Annotated in this window: 24 protein-coding genes; 10 read left to right on the top strand and 14 right to left on the bottom strand. The window is 47.5% G+C overall.

Annotated elements, in window-relative coordinates:
* From THIAE_RS09745 to THIAE_RS09770, 6 genes are all read right to left on the bottom strand, one after another.
* Positions 1-2,169, bottom strand: a complete 2,169-nt coding sequence (locus THIAE_RS09745; protein WP_006460162.1) for a CsoS2 family carboxysome shell protein — start codon at positions 2,167-2,169, stop codon at positions 1-3.
* Positions 2,170-2,203: 34 nt separating this feature from the next.
* Complete coding sequence (locus THIAE_RS09750; RefSeq protein WP_006460161.1) at positions 2,204-2,548, bottom strand: ribulose bisphosphate carboxylase small subunit; 345 nt, start codon at positions 2,546-2,548, stop codon at positions 2,204-2,206.
* 35 nt (positions 2,549-2,583) lie between these two features.
* Positions 2,584-3,996, bottom strand: coding sequence for a form I ribulose bisphosphate carboxylase large subunit (locus THIAE_RS09755; protein WP_006460160.1), 1,413 nt, complete (start codon positions 3,994-3,996; stop codon positions 2,584-2,586).
* A gap of 204 nt (positions 3,997-4,200) precedes the next feature.
* Complete coding sequence (locus tag THIAE_RS09760) at positions 4,201-4,572, bottom strand: SirB2 family protein (RefSeq protein ID WP_006460159.1); 372 nt, start codon at positions 4,570-4,572, stop codon at positions 4,201-4,203.
* A 30-nt stretch (positions 4,573-4,602) separates the two neighbouring features.
* Entirely contained in the window at positions 4,603-5,538 is a 936-nt protein-coding gene (gene bioC / locus THIAE_RS09765; protein WP_006460158.1) for a malonyl-ACP O-methyltransferase BioC, read from the bottom strand.
* Complete coding sequence (locus THIAE_RS09770) at positions 5,531-6,325, bottom strand: alpha/beta fold hydrolase (protein WP_006460157.1); 795 nt, start codon at positions 6,323-6,325, stop codon at positions 5,531-5,533. The genes bioC and THIAE_RS09770 overlap by 8 nt, the downstream gene beginning before the upstream one ends.
* A gap of 203 nt (positions 6,326-6,528) precedes the next feature.
* On the opposite strand from THIAE_RS09770, the gene THIAE_RS09775 reads away from it, so the two are divergent.
* Positions 6,529-6,738: a cold-shock protein gene (locus THIAE_RS09775; RefSeq protein WP_006460156.1), complete on the top strand. Its 210-nt coding sequence runs from the start codon at positions 6,529-6,531 to the stop codon at positions 6,736-6,738.
* A gap of 107 nt (positions 6,739-6,845) precedes the next feature.
* On the top strand, positions 6,846-7,340 hold the full coding sequence (locus THIAE_RS09780) for a DsrE family protein (protein WP_006460155.1): 495 nt from the start codon (positions 6,846-6,848) through the stop codon (positions 7,338-7,340).
* Here THIAE_RS09780 and bioF read toward each other — a convergent pair.
* Together bioF and bioB are read right to left on the bottom strand one after the other, a co-directional pair.
* A complete protein-coding gene (gene bioF, locus THIAE_RS09785) occupies positions 7,327-8,484 on the bottom strand; it encodes an 8-amino-7-oxononanoate synthase (protein WP_006460154.1) in 1,158 nt (385 codons plus the stop codon). The two genes, THIAE_RS09780 and bioF, sit on opposite strands and share 14 nt — an antisense overlap.
* Before the next feature lie 11 nt (positions 8,485-8,495).
* The gene (gene bioB / locus THIAE_RS09790; protein ID WP_006460153.1) at positions 8,496-9,503 is read right to left on the bottom strand and encodes a biotin synthase BioB; all 1,008 of its coding nucleotides are present in this window, start codon (positions 9,501-9,503) and stop codon (positions 8,496-8,498) included.
* A gap of 57 nt (positions 9,504-9,560) precedes the next feature.
* Here bioB and THIAE_RS09795 point away from each other — a divergent pair, with 57 nt between their 5' ends.
* Positions 9,561-10,247: a ComF family protein gene (locus tag THIAE_RS09795; protein WP_006460152.1), complete on the top strand. Its 687-nt coding sequence runs from the start codon at positions 9,561-9,563 to the stop codon at positions 10,245-10,247.
* A gap of 53 nt (positions 10,248-10,300) precedes the next feature.
* Positions 10,301-11,452, top strand: a complete 1,152-nt coding sequence (locus THIAE_RS09800) for a glycerate kinase (RefSeq protein ID WP_006460151.1) — start codon at positions 10,301-10,303, stop codon at positions 11,450-11,452.
* A gap of 6 nt (positions 11,453-11,458) precedes the next feature.
* Here the strand turns inward: THIAE_RS09800 and THIAE_RS09805 are convergent, their stop codons facing one another.
* From THIAE_RS09805 to uvrD, 4 genes are all read right to left on the bottom strand, one after another.
* Positions 11,459-13,285, bottom strand: coding sequence for a sugar phosphorylase (locus THIAE_RS09805; protein ID WP_006460150.1), 1,827 nt, complete (start codon positions 13,283-13,285; stop codon positions 11,459-11,461).
* 15 nt (positions 13,286-13,300) lie between these two features.
* On the bottom strand, positions 13,301-14,512 hold the full coding sequence (locus THIAE_RS09810; RefSeq protein WP_006460149.1) for a glycosyltransferase family protein: 1,212 nt from the start codon (positions 14,510-14,512) through the stop codon (positions 13,301-13,303).
* Complete coding sequence (locus THIAE_RS09815; RefSeq protein ID WP_006460148.1) at positions 14,509-15,303, bottom strand: HAD-IIB family hydrolase; 795 nt, start codon at positions 15,301-15,303, stop codon at positions 14,509-14,511. The genes THIAE_RS09810 and THIAE_RS09815 overlap by 4 nt, the downstream gene beginning before the upstream one ends.
* An 80-nt stretch (positions 15,304-15,383) precedes the next feature.
* Positions 15,384-17,567, bottom strand: coding sequence for a DNA helicase II (uvrD, locus tag THIAE_RS09820; RefSeq protein ID WP_006460147.1), 2,184 nt, complete (start codon positions 17,565-17,567; stop codon positions 15,384-15,386).
* A 292-nt stretch (positions 17,568-17,859) separates the two neighbouring features.
* Between uvrD and trxA the strand changes: the two genes are divergently transcribed.
* The 5 genes from trxA (at position 17,860) to hemE (ending at position 21,948) form a co-directional block, all read left to right on the top strand.
* On the top strand, positions 17,860-18,186 hold the full coding sequence (gene trxA, locus THIAE_RS09825; RefSeq protein WP_006460146.1) for a thioredoxin TrxA: 327 nt from the start codon (positions 17,860-17,862) through the stop codon (positions 18,184-18,186).
* Positions 18,187-18,298: 112 nt separating this feature from the next.
* Positions 18,299-19,555 (top strand): transcription termination factor Rho, encoded by a 1,257-nt coding sequence (gene rho, locus THIAE_RS09830; RefSeq protein ID WP_006460145.1) that lies wholly within the window; start codon positions 18,299-18,301, stop codon positions 19,553-19,555.
* Positions 19,556-19,644: 89 nt separating this feature from the next.
* Positions 19,645-19,896, top strand: coding sequence for a type B 50S ribosomal protein L31 (locus THIAE_RS09835; RefSeq protein WP_006460144.1), 252 nt, complete (start codon positions 19,645-19,647; stop codon positions 19,894-19,896).
* A gap of 111 nt (positions 19,897-20,007) precedes the next feature.
* Positions 20,008-20,808 (top strand): thermonuclease family protein, encoded by an 801-nt coding sequence (locus THIAE_RS09840; protein WP_006460143.1) that lies wholly within the window; start codon positions 20,008-20,010, stop codon positions 20,806-20,808.
* Between the two features lie 72 nt (positions 20,809-20,880).
* Complete coding sequence (hemE, locus tag THIAE_RS09845) at positions 20,881-21,948, top strand: uroporphyrinogen decarboxylase (protein WP_006460142.1); 1,068 nt, start codon at positions 20,881-20,883, stop codon at positions 21,946-21,948.
* A gap of 62 nt (positions 21,949-22,010) precedes the next feature.
* Here hemE and THIAE_RS09850 read toward each other — a convergent pair whose 3' ends face one another.
* Positions 22,011-22,280, bottom strand: coding sequence for an oxidative damage protection protein (locus tag THIAE_RS09850; RefSeq protein WP_006460141.1), 270 nt, complete (start codon positions 22,278-22,280; stop codon positions 22,011-22,013).
* A 15-nt stretch (positions 22,281-22,295) separates the two neighbouring features.
* On the bottom strand, positions 22,296-23,411 hold the full coding sequence (gene mutY / locus THIAE_RS09855) for an A/G-specific adenine glycosylase (protein WP_006460140.1): 1,116 nt from the start codon (positions 23,409-23,411) through the stop codon (positions 22,296-22,298).
* 75 nt (positions 23,412-23,486) lie between these two features.
* On the opposite strand from mutY, the gene trmB reads away from it, so the two are divergent.
* Positions 23,487-24,230, top strand: coding sequence for a tRNA (guanosine(46)-N7)-methyltransferase TrmB (gene trmB, locus THIAE_RS09860; RefSeq protein ID WP_006460139.1), 744 nt, complete (start codon positions 23,487-23,489; stop codon positions 24,228-24,230).
* Positions 24,231-24,273: the final 43 nt, after the last annotated feature.

Genomic DNA, 24,273 nt, shown 5'->3' on the forward strand with positions numbered 1-24,273 from the left:
CTAGGCTCTTGCACCACCTGAAACGGTTACACTAGCACCTTGTTTAGTATTACCTGATGAACCCGTAATAGGACTCAATTCAGCTACTTTAGGATTTGTTTCTGGTCTAAAGTCTCTTGCTAGATTCAAGGGCTTTGATGCATTCCCTTTCATGCTAACATTCCGACCTTTTGCCCAACGGCCTTCAGTGCCTGTCACACTACCTGCGCGTCCCCATGAATCTCCAGTAATAGAAAATCCACGATCTGCGCCATCGCCTGTAACTTTTGAAGATAAATCTTCCGCAACATCATCACTTGGCACGGCTACAGATGGTGATTGCATTGGCATAGCCATCATCATCGGTTGCGAAATAGCATGCATGCTTGCCGGATTCATCAAGACTGGAAAGTCTGATTCACCTGGCACTGATGCAACACTGTTTTGACACATTGCTGAAGTTTGATCAATACCCTGATAAGGCGTACCACTGACACTACTGCAAACTCCCTGCTGAGCACCCGTTAGACCCATTGGGCCTGGTTGAGTACCAGTAGTCGGTTTTGCAGCAAAGCCGGGACGATTCATATAATCTGGCTTTACTCTTTCAATAGGTAAATCGCATTCTTCAACTGCATCAAGGCTTTGATAACTTGATCCTGTTACACTTTTGCAACGGCCCGCCCCAGCACCAGTGATTTTACCGCCTAAACCGGCACGATCACCCGTGATTTTATGCCCTGCAAATGTTTTTGACTCTGCCACTTTTTTAGCAGCTGGCTGTAATGTATCACCACAGCGAGCACTGCGTGCTTCACGTGATTGATATTCATTGCCAGATACTGTCTTACAAAAACCAGCTTCATCGCCTGTAACAGGCTTATAAAAATTTACGTTAGTACCCGAAACACGGTTTCCAGCTGAAGTTTCTGAAACATCAACTTTTGTTGGCACTGACATTATTCCAGGCCTAGCCTGACGGGACGGCTCTTTAGCAAGCTTTGCCACATGTGACAAATACTGAGTGCCCGTAATAGCGCGCTCAGATCCTGCCTCTAATCCTGTCATTGCTTCACGTGGCAGCATAGATGGGCCAGAAATAATCTGGTTCTTTGCTGTACGTGATTGACTTACTTTACTTGGACCAGATTCTGGTTTGCTGCCACAGAACATTTCGCCCTGATCAGCTGGCAAGTATTCAGTACCAGTTACACCTCGGCATTGGCCTGGCTCAGTTCCAGTAACTTTCTCAGACAAACCCACTTCAGTACCACTTACGTGACGACCTGCTGCGGTTTTAGTCATAGCAACTTTACGAGGATTCGCTTCAGGCTTAAAACTACATTTAGCCTGAAATTCGTCAGGACTGGTATATTCAGTACCACTGATGACGCGACACGAACCGGCTTCTGATCCTGTCATTTTGTAAGTATCAGATACCATTGTTCCACTCACTGTCTGGTCATAACCGGTCTGAGAAAATCCAACCTTTGCAGGGTAGGGTTCAGATGCTGCTGGCTTACGTGCGACTTTTCCTGTTGGACGGCATACACCTGATGAGGTTTTGCCTTGCGTACAACGTTGATGTCTAACTTCACGAGCAATCTGACGACCATTTGCATCGGGATTCGCCATTTTTGCAATACTTGATACCGAGCTTGAGCTTGAAAGTTTTGCTTTCAATGCGGCTTTACCTTCAGACTGGGCCTTACGGTAAGTACGTGCAACCAAACGACCTTTAGGCATAACACTACCCATCGGCTTAACACTAGTTGTTTTAGACTTTACTTCCTGACGGCTACGTTCAGTAACAGCTGCAACGGGTGCTGCTTGTACTGGCTTAGCTGTCTCAGTGGTAATTGGCTCTACAACTGTTTTTTGTCTTGGTTGACGAGTCGGCTGCGATTTAGCTTTGTATCCACTGCCTTTGACAAGCTGTTTACGGCGTTCTACTGCTGCTTTACGTCCCTCGTTAACAACAGGGGCGACGGCAGCAACAGTATTTCTTGAACGTGCTGGCGCAGCGATTGGCTCGCTACGCACAGGCTCCGAACTCTTGACAGATGCAGAGGTATTCACAATAGGCTGATGAGCTTTAGGAACAATTGGCGTTCCCTTGCCCTTCGTTTGAGCTTGGCGACGTGCTCTTGCGAGATCGCGACCAGATAGCCCTTGTGTGTTTGAACTCATGCATAGCCTCCTAAGAGTTGGCTGGTTTTATAGATTACAGACCGCGTGGGCGATAAACTACGAATTCATGGCCTTTACACTGGGTGTAATTGTCATAACCAACCATACGGATCAAATGATCAGGATAAGCACGACGACATTCATCAAGCTCAGCTAGAACTTGATCAGGGTTGCGCATACCGAAGAATGGAAGTTTCCACATACCCCAGTAGTGTGCAGACGCCTTCTCAGGTGCTTCATGCTCAAGAGCAGGTGTCCAACCTTGGTTGATGATGTATACGATTTGATCGTAGATTTCGTCTTGGCTCAAAGGTGGCAAAAACGAGAAAGTTTCATAGGTGCGCGTAGTGCGGAAATCACCTGAACTCATTACTGACATAGAATTCTCCTTAAACTAATTGGGCAAGTCTGAAATTAAGCGTCTAGCTTATCAACAGTGTCAAATTCAAACTTGATTTCTTTCCAAGTTTCTAGTGCAACGGCTAGTTCTGGGCTATGACGCGCTGCATCACGAAGAATGTCACCACCTTCACGCTCTAGATCACGACCTTCGTTACGTGCTTTAACACAGGCTTCCAAAGCAACACGGTTAGCTGCTGCACCGGCTGCGTTACCACCTGGGTGACCTTGCGTACCACCACCGAACTGAAGAACTGAGTCATCACCGAAGATAGTTACCAACGCTGGCATGTGCCATACGTGAATACCACCAGAAGCAACAGCCATAACACCTGGCATTGAACCCCAATCCTGGTCGAAGAATACACCACGTGAACGATCTTCTGGAACGAACGCTTCACGTAACTGATCAACGAAACCTAGTGTAGAAGCACGGTCGCCTTCCAACTTACCAACAACAGTACCGGTATGTAGGTGATCACCACCTGACAAACGTAAACACTTAGCTAAAACGCGGAAGTGAATACCGTGGTTAGGGTTACGGTCGATTACAGCGTGCATTGCACGGTGGATATGTAACAACATACCGTTCTTGCGACACCAGTTAGCTAATGACGTGTTAGCAGTGAAACCACCTGTTAGGAAGTCATGCATAACGATACGTACGCCAAGCTCTTTAGCGTATTCAGCACGTTCCATCATGTCTTCACACGTTGCAGCGGTTACGTTTAGGTAGTGACCTTTAACTTCGCCAGTTTCTGCTTCTGCTTTGTTGATTGCATCAGCAACGAATGAGAAGCGATCTCTCCAACGCTGGAATGGCTGTGAGTTGATGTTTTCGTCGTCTTTGGTTAAGTCCAAACCACCACGAAGACACTCATATACCGCACGACCGTAGTTCTTAGCTGACAAACCTAGTTTTGGCTTGATAGTACAGCCCAACATTGGACGCCCATATTTGTTTAACTTGTCACGCTCTACCTGGATACCGCTTGGTGGGCCACCACAGGTTTTGATGAAAGCGATTGGGAAACGAATATCTTCTAAACGTAATGAACGAACAGCTTTAAAGCCGAATACGTTACCAACCAATGAGGTCAATACGTTTACAACAGAACCTTCTTCGAAAAGATCCAATGGGTAAGCGATGAATGCATAGAATGCATCTTTGTTACCAGGAACGTCTTCGATTCTGTAGCAACGGCCTTTGTAGAATTCCATATCAGTCAAAAGGTCAGTCCAAACTGTTGTCCAAGTACCTGTTGATGATTCTGCTGCTACAGCGGCTGCTGCTTCTTCACGTGGTACACCCGCTTGTGGGATAACTTTGAAACACGCCAAAAGGTCAGTGTCAAGCGGAGTGTAATCTGGCGTCCAATAGGTCAGTTTATAATCCTGAACACCAGCGTTAAATGTTTGATTTGCCATACTACTATCACCTCAAATTAAAGGTTGTTACGAACTCACCGGACATATTAATTATCTCAAACCATAATGACTAATTGGAAAATCTAATGCTTTGCATAGACAATTATCAATACACGGTGCCAATTTATAATATTTTTTTATACTTTATGAAAACTTTGTATCTGCCCTAATGCTCTAAACACTATCCAACCACGACTCAGTTGATTAGAAAGGCCAGACTTGCTTTTCAACTGCGACCGCGACCAGAAAAAACAATACCGCTAAATTTAACACCCAAAATAATGCTCGTTGGGCACGAGATTTTGCGACCTTAAACACCACAACACTCAGGGCAACATAGACCAACACCCCAAACGTTTTCATCAAAATCCAAGGATCGCTGAATGCAAACGGAGTGACTAACACAATACCCACCGCACTTAGAATCAATACCGTATCAATTACATGCGGCACAATCTTAACCGGTTTACGTGTAACCCATTCACGGTTGTATATCACGCCCAACCCACGTATAAAAAACACACTGATACTAGTTAAGACCGCAATCTTATGTAACAACAACAACCCTGCATACATAACCCAACCCTCATCGTTATATGAATGAACTTAAATAGTTTTACGATTACTTTTCAACTTTTCCGCCAACTCATCAAGAGTAATATTTACCACGCCTGATTTATCTCTATTTGGCCCTTTTATCACTTCTTTGGACGCCCATGCATGGCCTTGAACCACTTCAAAGGTGGCTGGCAGTTTTCCTTGACCATCTCGGCATTGTTCGTAAGCTGCTATCACCGCGCTTAATGTACCACGACCCAGCATACCACGCGCACCTTGGTTAGACTGGTTAGCCTGTGTGGCACCCAGCGTCTTTAAATCTCGCATCACTTGCATCGCATCATCATAAATAAGACGCACCTGCTCCACATCCATAACCGGCTGACCAAAACCATTACGTATCAGCGCATCGCCTAAATCATGCATGTCAATAAAATCATTAAAACGCTGATGAGCCGCATCACCTTCGACACTTAACCAGGCCTGGCGCAACTCTTTTAGCGTATCAGGGCCAAAGGTACTAAATAAAATCGCACCACCAGGCCTAACGACCCTTCGCATCTCAGCAAACACCCGGTCCAGATCTTGACACCACTGCAACATAAAGTTGCTAACAATTAAATCAAAGCACGCATCATCAAATGGCAAGGCATAGGCATCAGCCTGCACCCAACGCACTGGCGATTTCGCCTCTGACCAAAACTGCCACAATGGCGGCTTGATAGACAGCCGAGTCTTAGCGTACAAAAGCATATCAGTCGCTAAATCGACGGCGGTAATGGCGGCATCAGGATAATGCTTGACGAGCTGTTCAGTTAGCAACCCAGTACCACAGCCCAATTCCAAGATAGTCTTTTTTTCACTGGTTAAAAGCAATGTACGCTCAGCGACATCCTCAGCGGTTCGACGCTGAATAATCGCTGCCTCATCATAGGTGGCGGCCGCTTTTGAAAAATGCTGTTTGACGCGCTGTCGATTAATCAACTCGATTCTCAGTGTGAATAAATTCAATAATACTTTGGCTGGTTAAATCTGGATGCGACAAGAATGGAATATGCGCCGCACCATTGATAATTATAGCTGACCCTACCCGTTCGCGTGCCACCCAGTCTAGCAGGCCTGCTGCCGGAATAAGCGGATCTTTTTCGCCAAGCAACCATAAACAAGGCCGCTTATTGTGGCGCATTTTATCTCGCAGGTCTAGTGACTGTAACAGCTGAAGACCTTGATAAAGACCCTTAAAACTAGGCAACGCACGTCCCAAATACTGCTGGCGTAACTGACGGGTAAACATCCGAGCCTTATCCCCGCCCTGACACTGCAGCGCATAAAAGGTGTTTAATAATGCCTTACCATCTTCTTGTAATGCATGAATAAAATCCACCATCAACGAAGGCGCAACGCCATAACGCCAGCCTTGCCCTTGTTGAAAACAGGGGGTTGAGGCGAGACTAATAACCCCTAAAATGCGCTGTGGATGCTGCAAAAAAAGCTGCTGCGCCATCAAACCGCCTAAAGACCAACCCAGCAACCATGTCGGCTCATTGGGCAGTCGCTCGACTAAACTCTCTAACCAGGCCTGGTTCACTTTTTCAGCCGAAGCAGTTAGGGCCAAATCAATTTCAGGCTGCTGTCCAAATCCGGGTAACTCAATAAAATGTAATGTCATGCTAGCACCAAGCGTTTGTTCCGCCCAAGTTTGCCAAACGTTGTTGTCGGCACCCCATCCATGTATAAGCACTAAATTGGGTTTTTGCACGTCAGTAGTCATTAAAACAGCCTGCCTTTTGATATTAAGGTGATTATAATTTAAGCAAACTTTGCCATTAAATTTGCAAAAAACAAGTTTTAAGCAAAAAAAACCCAAAAAAGACCCAAGTTTTGAAAACTAAGTATTCTTTTAGAAAAATACTATGGTAGGATTAACTTACGTCATCAAATCCGATGATGAATTTTTTGTATTTTGAGGTAGTTATGTCAGATTTAGTTACAGGCACCGTTAAATGGTTTAACGATGAAAAAGGTTTCGGTTTCCTAGCACAAGAAAATGGTCCAGATGTTTTTGTCCATTTCCGCGCAATCAATGGTAGTGGCCGTAGAACTTTAGTTGAAGGTCAAGCTGTGACGTTCAACATCACTGAAAGTGATAAAGGTTTACAAGCGGACAACGTTACCGCGCTGTAAATCCAATTGCACTAAACCTTGTGTTAATGCAATCGAAACCGTGTAGTTTTTAACTCCACGGTTTTTTTATATCCAGAATTTATAAAAAATACATGAAGGAGCTTACCATGACTCGTTTAACTCGAATTATATTACCCCTATTCATTTTCTTGGGTCTAGCGACACCGATCCAGGCCCAAACCCTTAAAGCCGTACCAGAAATTCAGGGACCCACCCAAGATCGTTTTCCAGGTGATCCCGCCACGCATAAAGTGGTCTATATGTTTAACCAAGCTGATAGTGATTACCAAACCTCGATTTTGAACTCTATTCAGGCCATGCTGAGAATGTACGATGATGATGTCGAAATTGCTGTAGTGGTGATTGGTCCCGGCATTCACGTTTTAGCTAATGAACCCCAGCGTGAAGTTGATCCGCTTATCTATGAGCGTGTAGCAAGCTTTGCCAATGACTACAATGTGCGCTGGATTGCCTGTGGTAACACGATGAATTCTATAGGTTGGCAACATGAAGACATGCGCCCATTTGCTGAATATGTTGAAGTGGGGGCATCGGCTTTAATGGAGCTACAAGCCAACGGCTTTGCGTTTATTGCTTGGTAAGCTGCGCAAAAGCTTCAATCAAGCCTGCAATTTGCTCGGGCTGATGACTGGCACTGAGCGTAATACGTAATCGTGCTTGTGCCACCGTGGGTGGACGAATCGCCGCCACCCAGAATCCGGCTGTTTTAAGCTGCTCGCTCCAGCTCACTGCCTGAGCCGCATCTCGACACAACACGGGCTGAATAGCACTTGCTGAAGGCAACAGAGGCATGCCCAAGTCAGCTAGTCCTTGTCTGAGCTGGGTAATATTCGCTTTCAGCCTTGCTCTAAGCTGATCACCTTCTTGCACCAGCTCCAATGCCGTCAAAGTTGCCAAGGCATTAAGGGGCGACATCGCCGTAGTATAGATAAAAGGTCTAGCAAACTGAATTAAACTCTCAATCAAAAGGTCACTACCGGCCACAAACGCACCACTGGTGCCAAACGCTTTACCAAACGTACCCATCAAAATATGATCTGCCGCAGGCATCACGCCAAAATGACTAAAACTGCCGCGCCCTTGCTCACCTAATACACCCATTGCATGCGCATCATCGACCAGCAACCAGGCCTGGTGCTGATCAGCTAACTGAGTTAAATGTGCAATATCCGCTAAATCCCCATCCATGCTAAATACGCTATCCGTCACAATCAGTGCCTGCTGTTCAGTGCTAGCAAGACGGCGCGATAATGCCGCATAATCCAAATGAGGGTAACGTTTAAAATCGGCTGACGAGGCTAATGCACCATCAATCAGGGAGGCATGATTCAATTTATCCGCAATAATGACATCACCCGACTGCATCAAGGTTTGTTGCACTGCTAAATTGGCCATATAACCGGTAGAGAATAACAAAGCACGCTCAGTTCCCAACCAGCTCGCTAGCGCCTGCTCAAGCTGCTGATGATAATGATGATGACCGGTTACCAGATGCGCAGCGCCTGAGCCCCAGCCTGCAGCCTTATCCTTGCAAACCACGTCTTTAATCTTCGGATGACCAGCCAAACCTAAATAATCATTGGAACAAAAATTAATATAGGCTTGGCCATTAATGGTCATGGTGACCGCTTGGGGTGATGAAACCAATGGACGCTGGCGATACAGCGCTTGTGATTGACGCTCAGCTAAACGTGACTGAAAGCGTTGCTTGATTGACCCTTTCATCCCAGGCTCAACTAGGCCGTCTGAGCCGCCACAGTGTCACCAGCAAGCTCGGCTTTCACGGTTAAATGGACATTTATGCCCAGCTTTTTGAACAACTGATGATCATGGTCCGCTTCGGGATTATCCGTCGTGAGTAACTTATCACCATAAAAAATGGAGTTAGCACCGGCAAAAAAGCACCAGGCCTGGGCTTGCTCATTTAACGACATCCGCCCCGCAGATAAACGCACATAGGACTTAGGCATTAAAATTCGTGCCGTTGCAATCACTCGAATAAAATCAAATGGATCCGTTTTGTCACGCATCTCGGCAAGCGGCGTGCCCTCAATCGGAACCAGTAAATTAATCGGCACGGAATCGGGGTGATGACTCATATTGGCAAAGGTTTTTAATAACTCGGCACGATCTTGCTGCGCTTCACCCATGCCAATAATCCCGCCAGAACAGACATTAATCCCTGCATCTCGAACCTTATCAATCGTATCTAAACGATCCTGAAATGAGCGCGTGGTAATCACTTGCGGGTAATAAGCTTCAGAGGTATCTAAATTATGGTTGTAATAATCCAACCCGGCTTCCTTGAGCTGCTGAACCTGCTCATCATCAAGCATTCCCAAGGTCATACAGGTTTCCATGCCTAGATCTCGTACGACCTTTACCATTTCAAGCACCACGGGAAAATCTTTTTTATTGGGATTGCGCCAGGCCGCACCCATACATAAACGAGTAGCGCCTTGGGCTTTTGCCTGCATCGCTTTATCCAAAACCTCTTGCACCGCCAGCATTTTTTGCTTTTCTAAACCGGTGTCGTAACGCGCGCTTTGCGAACAATAAGCACAGTCTTCGGCACATCCGCCGGATTTAATATTCACCAGCGTACTTACCTGCACCTCAGATGGGTTAAAATACGTACGGTGAATGCCGTGAGCCTGGAACATTAAATCATGAAAAGGTTGCGCCATAATGGCACGAATCTCTGCGACAGACCAATCATGACGGAGCGTATCAACTTGCTGCATTGCGACACCTGCACAAAAAATAAAGCGTTATTATAGCTCAAGCAACTGGAGATGCCGATGCATTGGTTAGAGAAATGGTTTTTCCCGCCTTGTTGCGTAGTCACAAGCGCCCCTACAGACCAGCTGGATCTAGACCCCAAATTTGTACAACAATGGCAACGTTATGGCGATGCCTGCCCTTGCTGTGGGACTCACAGCCCCAAAGGCAAAATATGTCGAAGCTGTGAACAGGGTTCACCTCGCTTAATCGAGCAAACCCATATAGCCTTTGCTTTTCGAGGCGAACTGCGCCAGCTGGTCCATCAATTTAAATACCACCAACAGCTGCATTTAAGTCGACTATTTGCCACCCTAATCCAACAACAACTTCAGCTCAATCCAGTTGATGCACTGGTACCCATCCCCCTGCATCCCAGCCGCCTTGCACAACGAGGCTATAATCAAGCCTACGAAATCGCGCGCATTTTGAGCAAGGACCTCGGCATCCCGATTTATCAGGGGCTCATTCGCGCCCAAGCAACCCCCAGCCAAACACGCCTGAGTCGCTCGCAGCGTCAACAAAATATCAGCCACGCCTTTGCCATTAACCCAAAGGCTGAAGCAGGCCTGCTAAAATTACACCGCCTAGCTCTAATTGATGATGTCATCACCACCGGTGCAACCTTACAAGCCGCCGCGCAGTCGCTCAAAGCCGCGCACCCAACCCTTGAAATCCATGCCTGGGCACTGGCCAAAACACGTTAAATCATTCACTTAGCTATGCTAGTATGGTTTGAACGATGACTAGGGAGTTGCCAATGCCTCGTATCCTTATTGCGCCAGATAGTTTTAAAGGCTCGTTATCAGCCGTTGAATTTTGCCGAATTAGTGAGGACCTGATTCAACAACACTGGCCTCACATTGAAGTAATTACCCGACCATTATCAGATGGCGGCGAAGGTTTTATTGACGCCTTTTGTTACGCCGGCTTAGCGCAAGCCATCCAGGTCGATTGCCTAGACCCATTGGGTCGCGCCATCACCGCGCAGTATGCTTGGCAAGCTAGCACCCAAACCGCGATTGTAGAAATGGCACAAGCCTCTGGCCTGCCTTTACTCACACCGACTGAACGCAACCCGATGCTTACCAGTAGCTTTGGTACAGGTCTAGTGATTAAAGCTGCGCTCGAGCGCGGCGCCAAAACGATTATCTTAGGCCTAGGCGGCAGTGCCACCAACGATGGTGGCGTGGGTGCTATGCAGGCATTAGGTATTGAGTTTTTAAACCATCAAGGCCAGGCCATTCCACTTGGCGGAGCTGGCTTAAATCAGCTGGAAGCGATTGGCAATATCCCTGCCTCATTGCAAGCAATTAACTGGCAACTCGCTTGTGACGTGACCAACCCACTGACCGGACCCAGTGGCGCGACGGCTATTTACGGGCCACAAAAAGGATTGCAAACCACCCAGTTTGAAGTCCTAGAGCAAGGTTTAACCCGTCTGGCTGACGTCGTAAAACAGCAATTTAGCCGCGAGATACTGACCAGGCCTGGTGCCGGCGCAGCAGGTGGCATGGCTGGAGGCTTTATCGGCGTACTGGGCGCCCAAACTGCAAACGGCTTTGATTTGTTAGCCCAAGCCAGTCAATTGCAGCAGGTTTTTGAACAACCCAATCAACCCAATCAACCGATTGACTTAGTGATTACCGGTGAAGGAAAATTAGACGCGCAAACACGTCATGGCAAGCTACCGATTCGTGTGGCGCAACTGGCTAAGCAGTATCAGGTGCCCACCCTAGCACTCTGCGGCCAACTGGCTGTGCCACCGCAAGAATTAGACGAATTTATCGGTGTGTTTAGCCTGATACCAGGCCTGGTTGATGAAGCCAGCGCCATGCAACAGGCGCCAACTTGGCTAGCAGATCGGCTCTACTCAACACTTAAGCTATTTTATACCCCAGCAGGCCACTGAACGCTGCTAATCCGTATGCATCGCCCATAGAGGGTTTACATCATCAAGCTGCCCTGGCATCAACCATAACACCTGATAAGGTGCCAGCATGACCGCAGCATCATCTTGATCATAGGTCTGATGATCCAAAAGATTAACCCATTGTTGACTTTGCGATTCAATGCCAGCGCTAGCCACCAAACAGGCCGCTAAATCAAAGGTCTGAAAATCATTGGTTAAATTAAACACCGCCAACAACGGAAATTTAAGCTCACCCAACCCGCGCCAAAGTGCAAAAAATGCTGGACCTAGGTTTAACACCTGCTGGTTGGTATCTGGGTGAAAGGCGCGGTGTTTCTTGCGCCGCTTTAATACCGCCACTAAGCGCTTTAACACCTTTGCATTCGGCGAATGCTCTCTTGCCAAAAGCGCCTCCAGGTAGGGCTTGGCCCATTTGCGCCGGTTAATCGATCGAGTTCGACCCGTACGCTCAACCCCCTCTTGGTCATTAACGGTTGCTAACAAGCTGTGAATATAAAGCGCCGGAATCCCTTGCAGACTCAGCATGATTAACTGCGAACAAATAAAACGATCAACCTGCCATTGATCTGGACCCAGGCCATGACAGGTTTCTCGAAAGGCGCTAAACAACGAGATATTAATCTCATAAGGCGACTGTGAGCCATCTGGGCGACTGCGCATCGACACATAGCCACCTTGACGATGCATCCCGGCAATCAAGTCTTCAATTTCTCGATCCGGCAATAAGCCCTCAACTGGGCGCAGGCCTATGCCATCATGCGAAGCGGTAAAGTTCAAATAATTACAACCCGGTGGGGGTGCCGCCAAATCTTGCGCCCAAGCGGTTAAATACTGGCCATCGCCGCGATAGAGCGCATGTAACACGAGCGGAGCAAGGCTGAATTGATAAACTAAATGCGCTTCATCTCCCTCGCCAAAATAGGAAACATTTTCTTGATGCGGCACATTGGTTTCAGTCAGCACTAAACTATTTGGACTCACCCAGGCCATCACATCACGAATCAACTTCACCACCTCATGAGTTTGCGGTAGATGAATCGAGGGCGTACCCAATACTTTCCATAAAAACGCCACCGCATCTAAACGGACAATCTCGGCTCCCTGCTCAATATAAAACAACAACACGTCTAACATTTTGAGCAGAACTGCCGGGTTGGCAAAATTCAAATCAATTTGATCAGCACTAAAGGTCGCCCACACCCATTTACGCCCAGCATGGGTGTAAGCCGGCACCAGTAATGGCGTATTTCGTGGCCGCACCACCATCGACACATCCGTTTTAGGATCGACCTCAATAAAAAACTCATTAAAAGGCGCCACATTCGCCTTAAAGTCAGTAAACCATAAACTTTCACGCGACACATGATTCAGCACATAATCAAACATCAGTTTATAGTGCTGATGCAATGCCGCGACATCTTGCCAATCCCCTAAATCGGGATCGACTTGCAAATAGTCAATCACTGAAAAACCATCATCCGAGCTGTAAGGAAAAAACGGCAACAAATGCACATGACTAATGGCATCCTGCACATGCTGCGCTAAAAAATCTTTCAGTTCTCGTAATGGGACCCCTCCTTCGGCATCGTAAATACTGTCACCATAGGTAATCAGCACTACATCATCCTGTGACCAAACATTTGAATGACTCGGGGCGGCAGGCGCATGACGCCCTTGTTTTTGCGCTAGTTTGTCCCTGCTCGCCGTCATAGCTTCACAGAGTTGTTGATAACATTCTTGTGCCTGCTCAGCAGAATATAACCGCTGCAAACGAGTCAAGATCTGCGTTAAGGTTAAATCTGCTGTCGCCATATCCATCTCCTTCAACTAGGCATTATCACGTTCAACGGCTTCACGTAACTCTTGCAAAATACTGGGCCGCGCGCTAATGACTCGGTTCCAATTAGGCACAAAAGGTTGGTCATCCGCCATGTTAATAAAATCATCGCCGGCACTTATCAGATTATCCGCAAACAATTCCACCACCCGCTCTTCTTCATGTCGATCTAAGGTTAGGCCATTCATTTCGGCGTCAAAGGCATAGGACTCAAGTTGGTCCAATGCAGTACGATAATAGACCGCACGCACCGAACGAAGTGTTGCCCGCGAAAATTGATGACCACTGGTGGCCAGCTTACGATAAAGTGATTTGGCAATATCTTGACTCATCCGCGACAGGCCAGCGTTCGCATCATCAAAGGATACCTGCTGATGCTTATGATCATAACGATCTGCTACCTCTACCTGACACACCCGGCGATTAGAAAAATTACGGCGAATCTCGGCCAGAATGCCGATTTCCAAGCCCCAATCGCTGGGAATACGCACATCCCGCAGGGCATTGACTTCTAGGGCAAATTCACCGGCTAAGGGATAACGAAACGAATCTAAATAGGTCAACAAATCATCTGGCCCTAATACCGTTTCAAGCGCACGCAATAACGGGGTGACCAATAGACGCGCGACCCGTCCATTAAGCTTGCCATCGGCGTGACGGGCATAATAGCCTTTTGAAAAAACAAAGTTAAACGTCGGATGCGCTACCGGATAAAACAAGCGCGCCAACATACTACGATCATAAGTCAACACGTCACAATCGTGCAGCGCCACCACCTGCGCACGTTGTGAAGCCAATACATACCCAAAACAACCCCAGACATTTTTGCCTTTACCCGGCTCTTGTGGCGCTAACCCCAAATCGACCAGTGGTTGCATCGCCGCCTGCACATTCGGGCCATCATTCCACAAAATTTTATGCGATTGCGGCAACCTTGCAAAAAATCGCTTGGCATAGTCAAATTCTTGCTGATTCGCACGATCTAAACCAATCACAATCTCCGTTAAATAAGGCACTTGCGCTAATTCATCTAAGATTTTGCTGAGCGCAGGGCCAGACAGCTCGCTAAATAACGAAGGTAAAATTAATGTCATCGGCCGAGATTGGCTAAACTGCAACAGCTCACGCTCTAAATCCTCTACCGATCGCTGGGTTAAATTATGAAAAGTGGTAACGGTACCGTTTTGAAAAAAATCGCTCATCCTGCCTCCTGAAAAATTAGCTGTTCAACACATTGAATCCAGCCAGCTGGTGCGGGTAGTGCACTATAAATGACTTGCTGACCAGGCCTGGTCGCAAGCTTGAGATAAGACCCATCGGGTTTGGGCATGATTACCGCGACATCAGCAGCCATCAACATCGCGCGGTCGTTGTCACCATCCCCTAACGCCAAAATTTGGTAATCGGGTTTAAATTGATAATCGGGCAACCAACTACTTACATCCGATCGCAATGCGGCAAGCGCGGTCGCTTTAGAATGACGTCCCATGACATGAAAAAAACGCCCGCCGGCCACGCATTGCAAACCGAGTTGAGCTAGATAAGTTTCAAACTGCACCAATAGCGCTTCAGTACCTAACCATTTAATTGGCTCAGACACTAAACGCGCTTTTGCCAAGGCCGCTTCGGCTGATGACAAGCCCGTAGCCGCCACCACCTCATCAAGGCTCCAATCACTAAAACCCACAAAGGAAGGCTCCGAGAGTTGCTCACGCCAAGCATGCAAAGAAGGTAGAAAGTCAGTTAGAGCGACACCTAGACATTCAGTGTGGTGATTGGCCATAACCCCGCCATTTTCAGCAATCACCGGTGACAATAAATTTAATTGATGACGCCAGGCGGTTAGCTCTGCCAGCGTCTTAGAAGAGTTAAGAATAACAGGGATAGCATGATGTTGCAGCTGCTCGATTATCTCGGGAATTCCCGTGGCATCATAACTATGATGATTGAGCAGCGTACCGTCTAAATCCGTTGTGATCAACCAGTCCGTCATGGTGATCTCCCGCGTTTAGTAATAAGTTAATTTTATTAAACCACACTTTTTTGAGATCACCAAATCGACGTAGCAAGCGCTTAAACAGGGGTTAAATTAGCATAGGCCATCACCAACCACTTGACCCCCGCCTGTTTAAAGGAAACCTGAATACGTGCGTGATCACCACTGCCTTCAGTCGCCATCACCACACCCGGCCCAAACTTTTGATGAAATACCGCTTGGCCTAAACGCAAGCCCGTATCATTCTGTTGTATCTTAGCCGCCGTCGAGGCATCCGCTGCCCAACTGCGCGTGGATTGCACCGCTGATTTCATTCGCACCCATTGCACGGCATCATCAGGTAACTCCCTTAAAAAGCGCGAAGGTTGGCTATAAATCTCATTACCATGCAAACGCCGACGCTGGGCCGCACACATAAATAGCCGACGTTCCGCGCGCGTAATCCCCACATAAGCTAGGCGACGTTCTTCTTCAAGTCGCGCCGGATCATCTTGAGAAGACTGGGAAGGAAACAAACCCTCTTCCATACCCACCATAAAGACCAACGGAAACTCCAATCCTTTGGCCGCGTGCAGCGTCATCAATTGAATCGCCGATTCACCCGCACTGGCTTGATTATCACCCGCTTCTAGCGTCGCCTGAGCTAAGAAATTAAGCAAACTATGATCAGATTCGCCATCAGCTTGTAGGTCTTGGCGTTTTTCAAAACTCGCCGCCGCGTTGACTAATTCATCCAAGTTTTCTAATCGTGACTGACCTTGCTCAGAACGATCCTTTTCGAAATGCGCCTGCAAACCGGAATCCTGCATCACCTGCAAGACAAAATCCGCCAACGCCAAACTCGGTTGCAAACTCGCCAACTCGGTAATTAAATTTAGAAAACCCTGCAACGCCCCTTTGGCGCGTGCCGTTAAGCCGCCATGATCCAATAACCACTCGCTGGCCGCCCACATTGAGCAGGCCTGGTCACGCGCAATATCACGCACCTGCTGCATGGTCTTATCCCCTAATCCACGAGTCGGTAAATTATAGACACGCTCAAATGCGGCATCGTCAGCCGAATTCATCACCAATCGCAAATACGCCAGCACATCTTTAATCTCAGCGCGATCATAAAAACGCAACCCGCCATAAATGCGATAGGGCATCTCGGCCTGTAACAAGCCCTGCTCAAACACGCGCGACTGGGCATTAGAGCGATATAAAATGGCGACCTCCTCACGCGCACCACCCTCTCGCAACCAGGCCTGGATTTGCTCAATGACATATTGACATTCATCCAAATCATTAAAGGCTTCATAAATCAAAATCGGCTCACCGGGCTCCCCATCACTCCATAGGTTTTTACCCAGCCGTTCGGTATTATGGGCAATAAGCTGGTTGGCCGCCTGCAAGATACGATTGGTTGAACGATAATTCTGCTCCAATCTAACCAAAGTCACATCGGCAAATTGCTGTTCAAACAACCGAATATTTTCGACCTTGGCACCCCGCCAACCATAAATGGATTGATCATCGTCACCAACCACAAATAATCGTCCTCGCCCGCCAGCTAACACACGCAACCAGGCATATTGCAGACTATTAGTGTCTTGAAATTCATCCACCAGAATATGTTGATAACGCTGCTGATAAAACGCGAGCACCTCCGGGGCACGTAACCACAACTCATGCGCGCGAAGTAACAGCTCGGCAAAATCAACCAGGCCGGCTTGCTGACACTGTTGCTCATAGGCTTGATAAACGGCAACCAAGGTTTTTAAATAAGGATTGTGCCCAACATCAACGTGCTTGGATCGACGACCTTCTTCTTTTTCACCATTAATAAAGGCCATCACCTGCTTAACCGGCCATTGCGTTTCATCAAGATTCATTGCTTTTAAAAGCCGTTTGACCAAGCGCTTTTGATCATCACTGTCTAAAATTTGAAAGGCTTGCGGCAGGCCTGCTGCTTGGTAATGTTGACGCAATAATTGATAAGCGATGCCGTGAAAAGTCCCCATCGTGACACTTTTAGCAGAGGGCCCCATCAACGCTTCCATCCGTCCGCGCATCTCACGCGCCGCTTTATTTGTAAAAGTGACCGCCAACACATTATATGGACTCGCCCCTATCACCTCGACCAACCAAGCAATCCGATGCACCAATACCCGCGTTTTACCCGAACCTGCGCCGGCTAAAACTAATCCATGACCCGACGCTAGGGTAACCGCTTGACGTTGTGCATCATTCAAGCCATCTAAAATGTAACTGACATCCATAACACATCTCTACTCAACCAACTAAAATGGCTACTATGCTAGGCGAATTTGAACCAAAAGTGAAAAAAACACTGCAGTAAGATTTTTTTAACGATAATACTTGCAACTTTGAATTGCGTGGTGTAATAATAGCTTATTAGTTTCAGACTATACAGATCACCTGCTTAGTTGATGTGCTCACAAAGCCAAGTACCTAAGCAATCTGCCATATTCCGTACGAACGCCTCTATTCCCCTAAATAAGTTATTTAGGATTGTCGTACCCTAATAAAATAATAATAAGGAGTTACCTTATGAGTGACAAAATTTTTGTAACCTCAGATGCCAATTTTGAAGCGGAAGTATTGAATTCAAACCTACCTGTCCTAGTTGATTTTTGGGCAGAATGGTGTGGCCCATGTAAAATGATTGCTCCTATTCTTGATGAAGTAGCGACCGATTACGCTGGCAAAGTCAAAGTGGTTAAATTAAATATTGATGAAAACCCATCTACCCCACCACAATACGGCGTCCGCGGCATTCCAACACTGATGTTATTCAAAAATGGTGAAGTAGATGCGACGCAAGTTGGCGCACTATCTAAATCGCAGCTTTGCAGCTTCTTAGACAACAACCTGTAAGATTCGCGTTATTTGGGCCCAAAAGGCCCTTTTTCATTTTTACCTCAGCTCAAAACGCTCAACTTCTGCCAACACACCTTATTCCAACACTTACATGTGATATCTACTGATTATGAATCTAACTGATCTAAAAAAATTATCCGCCGCATCATTGCTTGATATGGCCAACGACATGGGCCTTGATAACCTCGCCCGTCAGCGCAAACAAGACATTATTTTTGCCATTCTTAAAGGCCACGCCCAAAAGGGTGAGGATATCTTTGGCGAAGGCGTCTTGGAAATCTTACCTGACGGCTTTGGTTTCCTGCGTTCAGGAGATGGCTCTTATTTAGCCGGCCCTGACGACCTTTATGTGTCGCCCTCACAAATTCGCCGCTTCGGTCTGCGTACCGGCGACACCGTTCAAGGCAAAATTCGTCCGCCTAAAGAAGGCGAGCGTTATTTTGCATTACTCAAGGTTGATAAAATCAACTTTGAAGACCCTGATGTCGCCCGTAAAAAAATTGCCTTTGAAAACCTGACGCCGCTTCATGCTGAAGAACGTTTGAAAATGGAATTGGGCAATGGCAGCACCGAGGATATTACCCCTCGCATTATCGATTTGGCATCACCGATTGGTAAAGGCCAGCGTGGTTTAATTGTCGCACCACCCAAGTCCGGTAAAACCGTTATATTACAAAGCCTGGCGCAGTCGATTGCTGAAAATCACCCAGAGTGCTACTTAATTGTATTGCTGATTGATGAGCGTCCTGAAGAAGTGACCGAAATGCAACGGACCGTTAAAGGTGAGGTCATTGCCTCTACCTTTGATGAGCCGGCAACGCGTCATGTTCAAGTAGCCGAAATGGTTATAGAAAAAGCCAAGCGCCTGGTTGAACACAAAACGGACGTAGTCATTCTACTCGACTCGATTACGCGTCTAGCACGTGCTTACAATACCGTGGTACCCGCATCAGGAAAAATCCTCACCGGCGGTGTCGATGCCAATGCCCTACACCGTCCAAAGCGTTTTTTTGGTGCCGCACGTAATATTGAAGAAGGCGGATCTTTAACCATTATCGCCACTGCTTTGGTTGACACCGGCTCTAAAATGGACGAAGTTATCTTTGAAGAATTCAAAGGCACCGGTAACATGGAACTGCATTTATCACGGGCCATTGCCGAAAAACGCACCTTCCCAGCGATCAATCTGACCAAGTCAGGTACCCGTAAAGAAGAATTGCTCACCACGCCAGAAGAACTGCAAAACATTTGGATTTTGCGTCGCTTCTTGCACACCATGAATGAAATCGAAGCGATTGAAACCTTGATTGACCAAATGAAGGTCAGCAAAACCAATGCGCAACTATTTACATCCATGAAACGCTAAAAAACAACTTGAAGGCTTGAAATAACAAATCTTTCTGTTAGAATCACGTCTTCAAAATTTTTATCCACATTTTAATTTGGACCGTCACTATGAAAGCAGACATTCATCCAGAATACAACGAAGTGGTCTTTCAAGACATTTCAACCGGTGAGACGTTCAAAACACGTTCAACCATCAAAACTTCTGGTGATACTATCACCCTAGACGGTAAAGATTACCCTTTAGTTCGTGTAGAAGTTTCAAGTGCCTCGCACCCATTCTACACTGGCAAGCAAACCTTGGTTGACACCGAAGGTCGCGTTGAAAAGTTCCGTCAAAAATACGGTTCACTTCGTCGCTAAGCGAATCTTTATCTCAAAAAAACCGGCAACGCTGTTTCCAGCCTGCCGGTTTTTTTTATTTTCAAACACCCTCCCTTGTTTTCAACGCTCAATTAGCTCTACAATGCTGTTATGAAAACACTTGTTTCCCTTACCCTAATTTTAATCCTTGGCCTGAGTGGTTTAGTACGAGCGAGTAGCTGCGAACTCGATCCGCGGGATGAGATTACCTGGACGCAAGCACAAATGGCACTATCAGGTGATACCTTATTGGTTAATAATCGCCAGATTAGGCTGATTGGCATTCAAGCGCCGGCAATGGGCAACCCTAGTAATCGAAGCGATCCCCCACAACCCTTATCACGGCAAGCCCAACGCACGCTTAATCACTTCATTGCCAGCCATAACCTGGAAGTGGGTATTGTGTTTGATGAGCAAGCACAAGAAGCCTTTGGCCGCCTGCAAGCCCATGTGTTTTTACCCAATGGACAATTGCTAGCAGGCATTATGGCAGCTGAAGGCATGGCGTTAGCCATAGCTCCCCCCCCCAACCTTCGCTACCAGGCCTGCTTATTTAACCAAGAGCAACAAGCGCGCGCTGCTGAGCGAGGACTTTGGGAACTGCATCGCAACTCACCCGAGTTAAAGTTTCCGCTTGCCCAGAGCAGCCAACTAAGTGATTTAGATAATGGTTTTCGTATCATCCGTGGCGAGGTGGTCAGTGTGTCGCGAACACGACGTCAATGGCAAATTAACCTAGACACGACCGGCATTCGTATTCCGCGTGCCGCTTGGTCTCATTTCAACTGGGATCAAGTAAAAGCGCTAGAAGGCCAAACCATTGAGGCACGCGGAAATGGCTTTGTATTTCAAGGCGGGCTGTTCATGACCCTTGAGCACCCCAACATGATTAATCTACTCAATCCCTATTAAACAGTCTTACCGTGACACCGGCCAGAATACAGGCTAAAATATCGCTTTTGAATTTTTATAAAGGCAGCCCCCATGTCCGGATTGCAAAATGATCGTTTTCTTCGCGCCCTTCTTCGTCAACCGGTCGACCGCACCCCAGTATGGATGATGCGTCAAGCCGGTCGCTATCTGCCTGAGTATCGTGCAACACGCGCACAGGCCGGATCGTTTATGGACTTATGCCGCAATGCGGAACTCGCCTGCGAAGTGACCCTGCAGCCGTTAGAGCGCTTTCCGCTTGATGCGGCGATTCTATTTTCCGACATCCTGACCATTCCTGATGCCATGGGTTTAGGCTTGCGCTTTGAAACGGGCGAAGGGCCGATTTTCGACAAGCCGGTGCGCAGCATGGCCGATGCTAAAAAGCTTTATGTGCCGGATATGGGCTCCGAATTGGGTTATGTGATGAATGCCGTCAGTACCATTCGCAAGGCATTAAATGGCCGTGTACCGCTAATCGGCTTCTCTGGTAGTCCTTGGACACTGGCTACCTATATGGTCGAAGGCGGCTCTAGCAAAACCTTCTCGAAAGTCAAAGCCATGATGTACGATGAGCCAGCGACCCTGCATCACATTTTGGACGTCTTGGCTGACTCGGTGATTGCTTACCTAAATGCCCAAATTGAGTCTGGTGCGCAAGCCGTGCAGGTGTTTGACACCTGGGGCGGCGTGTTAACGCCACGCGACTACAAGGAGTTCTCGCTCAACTATATGGCCAAAATTGTTGATGGCTTAAAGCGTGAACATAACGGCGTGAAGATTCCGGTGATTCTATTTACCAAAGGCGGCGGTCAGTGGCTTGAAGCCTTAGCGGATACCGGTGCGGATGCATTAGGCTTAGATTGGACAACCGATATTCACGACGCACGTCGCCGTGTGGGAGATCGCGTTGCACTGCAAGGTAATATGGATCCAAGTATGCTGTATGCATCACCTGCTCGCATTCGCGAAGAAGTCGCCAGCATCTTGTCACAGTATGGTCATGGCTCGGGTCACGTGTTTAACTTGGGTCACGGCATTCATCCCGAAGTGGATCCTGAACATGCCCGTGCCTTCATTGAAGCCGTGGTGTCATTAAGTCCAGCCTATCATCAGGCCTAACTTAATTAATACCTAGGCAATGAGCAGGCCTGCAGCGCGCAGGCCTGGCTGATTAGATCGGTTTAAACGGGATTAAACTCTTTTGGCAATTCTACTTCTTGATCACTAAACAAAAACTTTTGCATTTCTTCTTGTAAAAAACTACGTGCTTTAGGATCCAAGCTCGACAAGCGATACTCGTTAATCAAAATTGTTTGCTGACCCAACCACTGTTTCCAAGCTTCTTTTGATACATTGTCAAACACCTTTTGACCTAGTTCACCTGGAAATGGCGCAAAATCCAATCCATCCATTTCTTGCTTTAACTTAACACACTGCACTCTTCTAGCCATCTTTTGTCCCCTTAATTAAATTAACTGTTCAGCCTTGCCTACTTGTAGTTGTTCGATGATCTGCCTAATCGGTGCTGGCAGGCCCAAAGTTAGCGCCTCGGCCACATCAAACCACCGCCCCGATGTGACCAGCGCCTCAGCATAAGGCGGCGGCGCCTCATTTACCTGTACCGGCGCTATCCTTGCTTGATCGTTCAACGTCACTTCTAACGGATAAATCATTAAATGATAATGACTAAAGCTATGTTTAAGACTAGGCCATTCTATCAAAGACTGAACCGACGACTCAAACTTCTCCAACATATCAAATTCTAATCCTCCAGCCTGCGCAAGCGGTGTTTCTGGTAGGCTATATAAACCGCCCCAAATACCGGAGGCTGGACGCGGTTGCAACCAAACTTGACCCAAGCTATTGCGTAAAATCCAGCAGCAGGCCTGCTTGGTCGCCAAGGTTTTTTTCGGTTTGGGTGTTGGGAAACGATGCACCGCACTCATTTGCCAGGCCTGGCAGTCTTGCTGAATAGGGCATTGGCCACAACGCGGTTTGGAACGGGTGCAAAGAGTGGCACCTAAATCCATTTGCGCTTGCGTATAGTCTGCTAGTCGCGAACTAGGTACAGCCGCTAACAAGGCTTCGGCCTGCTGCCAAAGCTGTTGCTCAATTTTCTTTTCTCCCGGCCAGCCCTCTATCGCATAGTAACGACTTAACACCCTTTTAACATTACCATCTAATATGGCATAGGGTTGGGCAAAGGCTTGCGCCAAAATCGCCGCTGCCGTCGAACGCCCAATCCCCGGCAAAGCTAAAATCGCATCATAATCCTGCGGAAACTGACCCTGATGCCGCGCCACAATCAACTGCGCCGCTTGATGCAAATTGCGCCCGCGTGCGTAATAACCCAATCCAGACCAATGCGCCAATACCTCATCCTGAGTCGCAGACGCTAGAGTTTGTATGTCCGGAAAACGCTGCATAAAACGCTGATAATAGGGAATGACCGTTTGAACCTGGGTTTGTTGCAGCATAATTTCCGACACCCACACATGGTAGGCCGTACGCGGCTGATGCCACGGCAAATCATGACGGCCATGTTCATCAAACCAGGTTAACAACCGCTGTGCAAAACTCACTTTTGCCTCCAAGGACAAGCTTCACTAAGTCGGTTATACTATCAAACTTTTCAACGGCTGCCAGAGAAGCGTAACATGACTGAACACCTTGCCTCCCCTTCACAGGATCCTAACCACGCATCAGATACGCCACAACCAGGCCTGGCACGTCGGATTAAAAGCTTTGTGTTACGCCAAGGGCGTATGTCCAAAGCGCAACAAGGCGCGTTAGAACGCATCTGGCCGCAATATGGCTTAGAGCCTGAGGGTGATCTGCTTGATTTAACGCAGCTGTTTGGCCGCGACGCGCCCACCTATGTTGAAATCGGTTTTGGTATGGGCACCAGTCTGGCGCAAATGGCGGCAGATAATCCGGCACGAAATTATATTGGCATCGAAGTGCATCGCCCCGGTGTTGGCGCGTTATGCAAACTGATTGAAGAACAGGGTTTAACCAATATTCGGATTTTTAACCACGACGCGATTGACGTATTAGACAAGCGTATTCCGCTCAATAGTCTAGCGGGCGTGTATTTGTTTTTCCCCGATCCTTGGCACAAAGCGCGCCATAAAAAACGCCGCATCGTGCAGGCGGAATTTGCCGCCAAACTAGCACAACATCTTAAAAGCGGCGGCGAATTTCACATGGCAACCGATTGGGAAGATTACGCCCTGCACATGATGGAAGTCATGTCCGCCGCGCCCGACTACAGCAACGCCGCCGGAGAAGGTCAATACACCTCCCGCCCCGACTACCGCCCGCTCACCAAATTCGAACAACGCGGCCATCGTTTAGGACATGGCGTTTGGGATTTGATATTTGTTAAACAAAACAGATAACATCACTAAGCTAAAAAGTTCATGCTAGTATTTGTCATAAATA

This window comes from Thiomicrospira aerophila AL3 (assembly GCF_000227665.2).
In the GTDB taxonomy this organism is placed as follows: Bacteria; Pseudomonadota; Gammaproteobacteria; order Thiomicrospirales; family Thiomicrospiraceae; genus Thiomicrospira; species Thiomicrospira aerophila.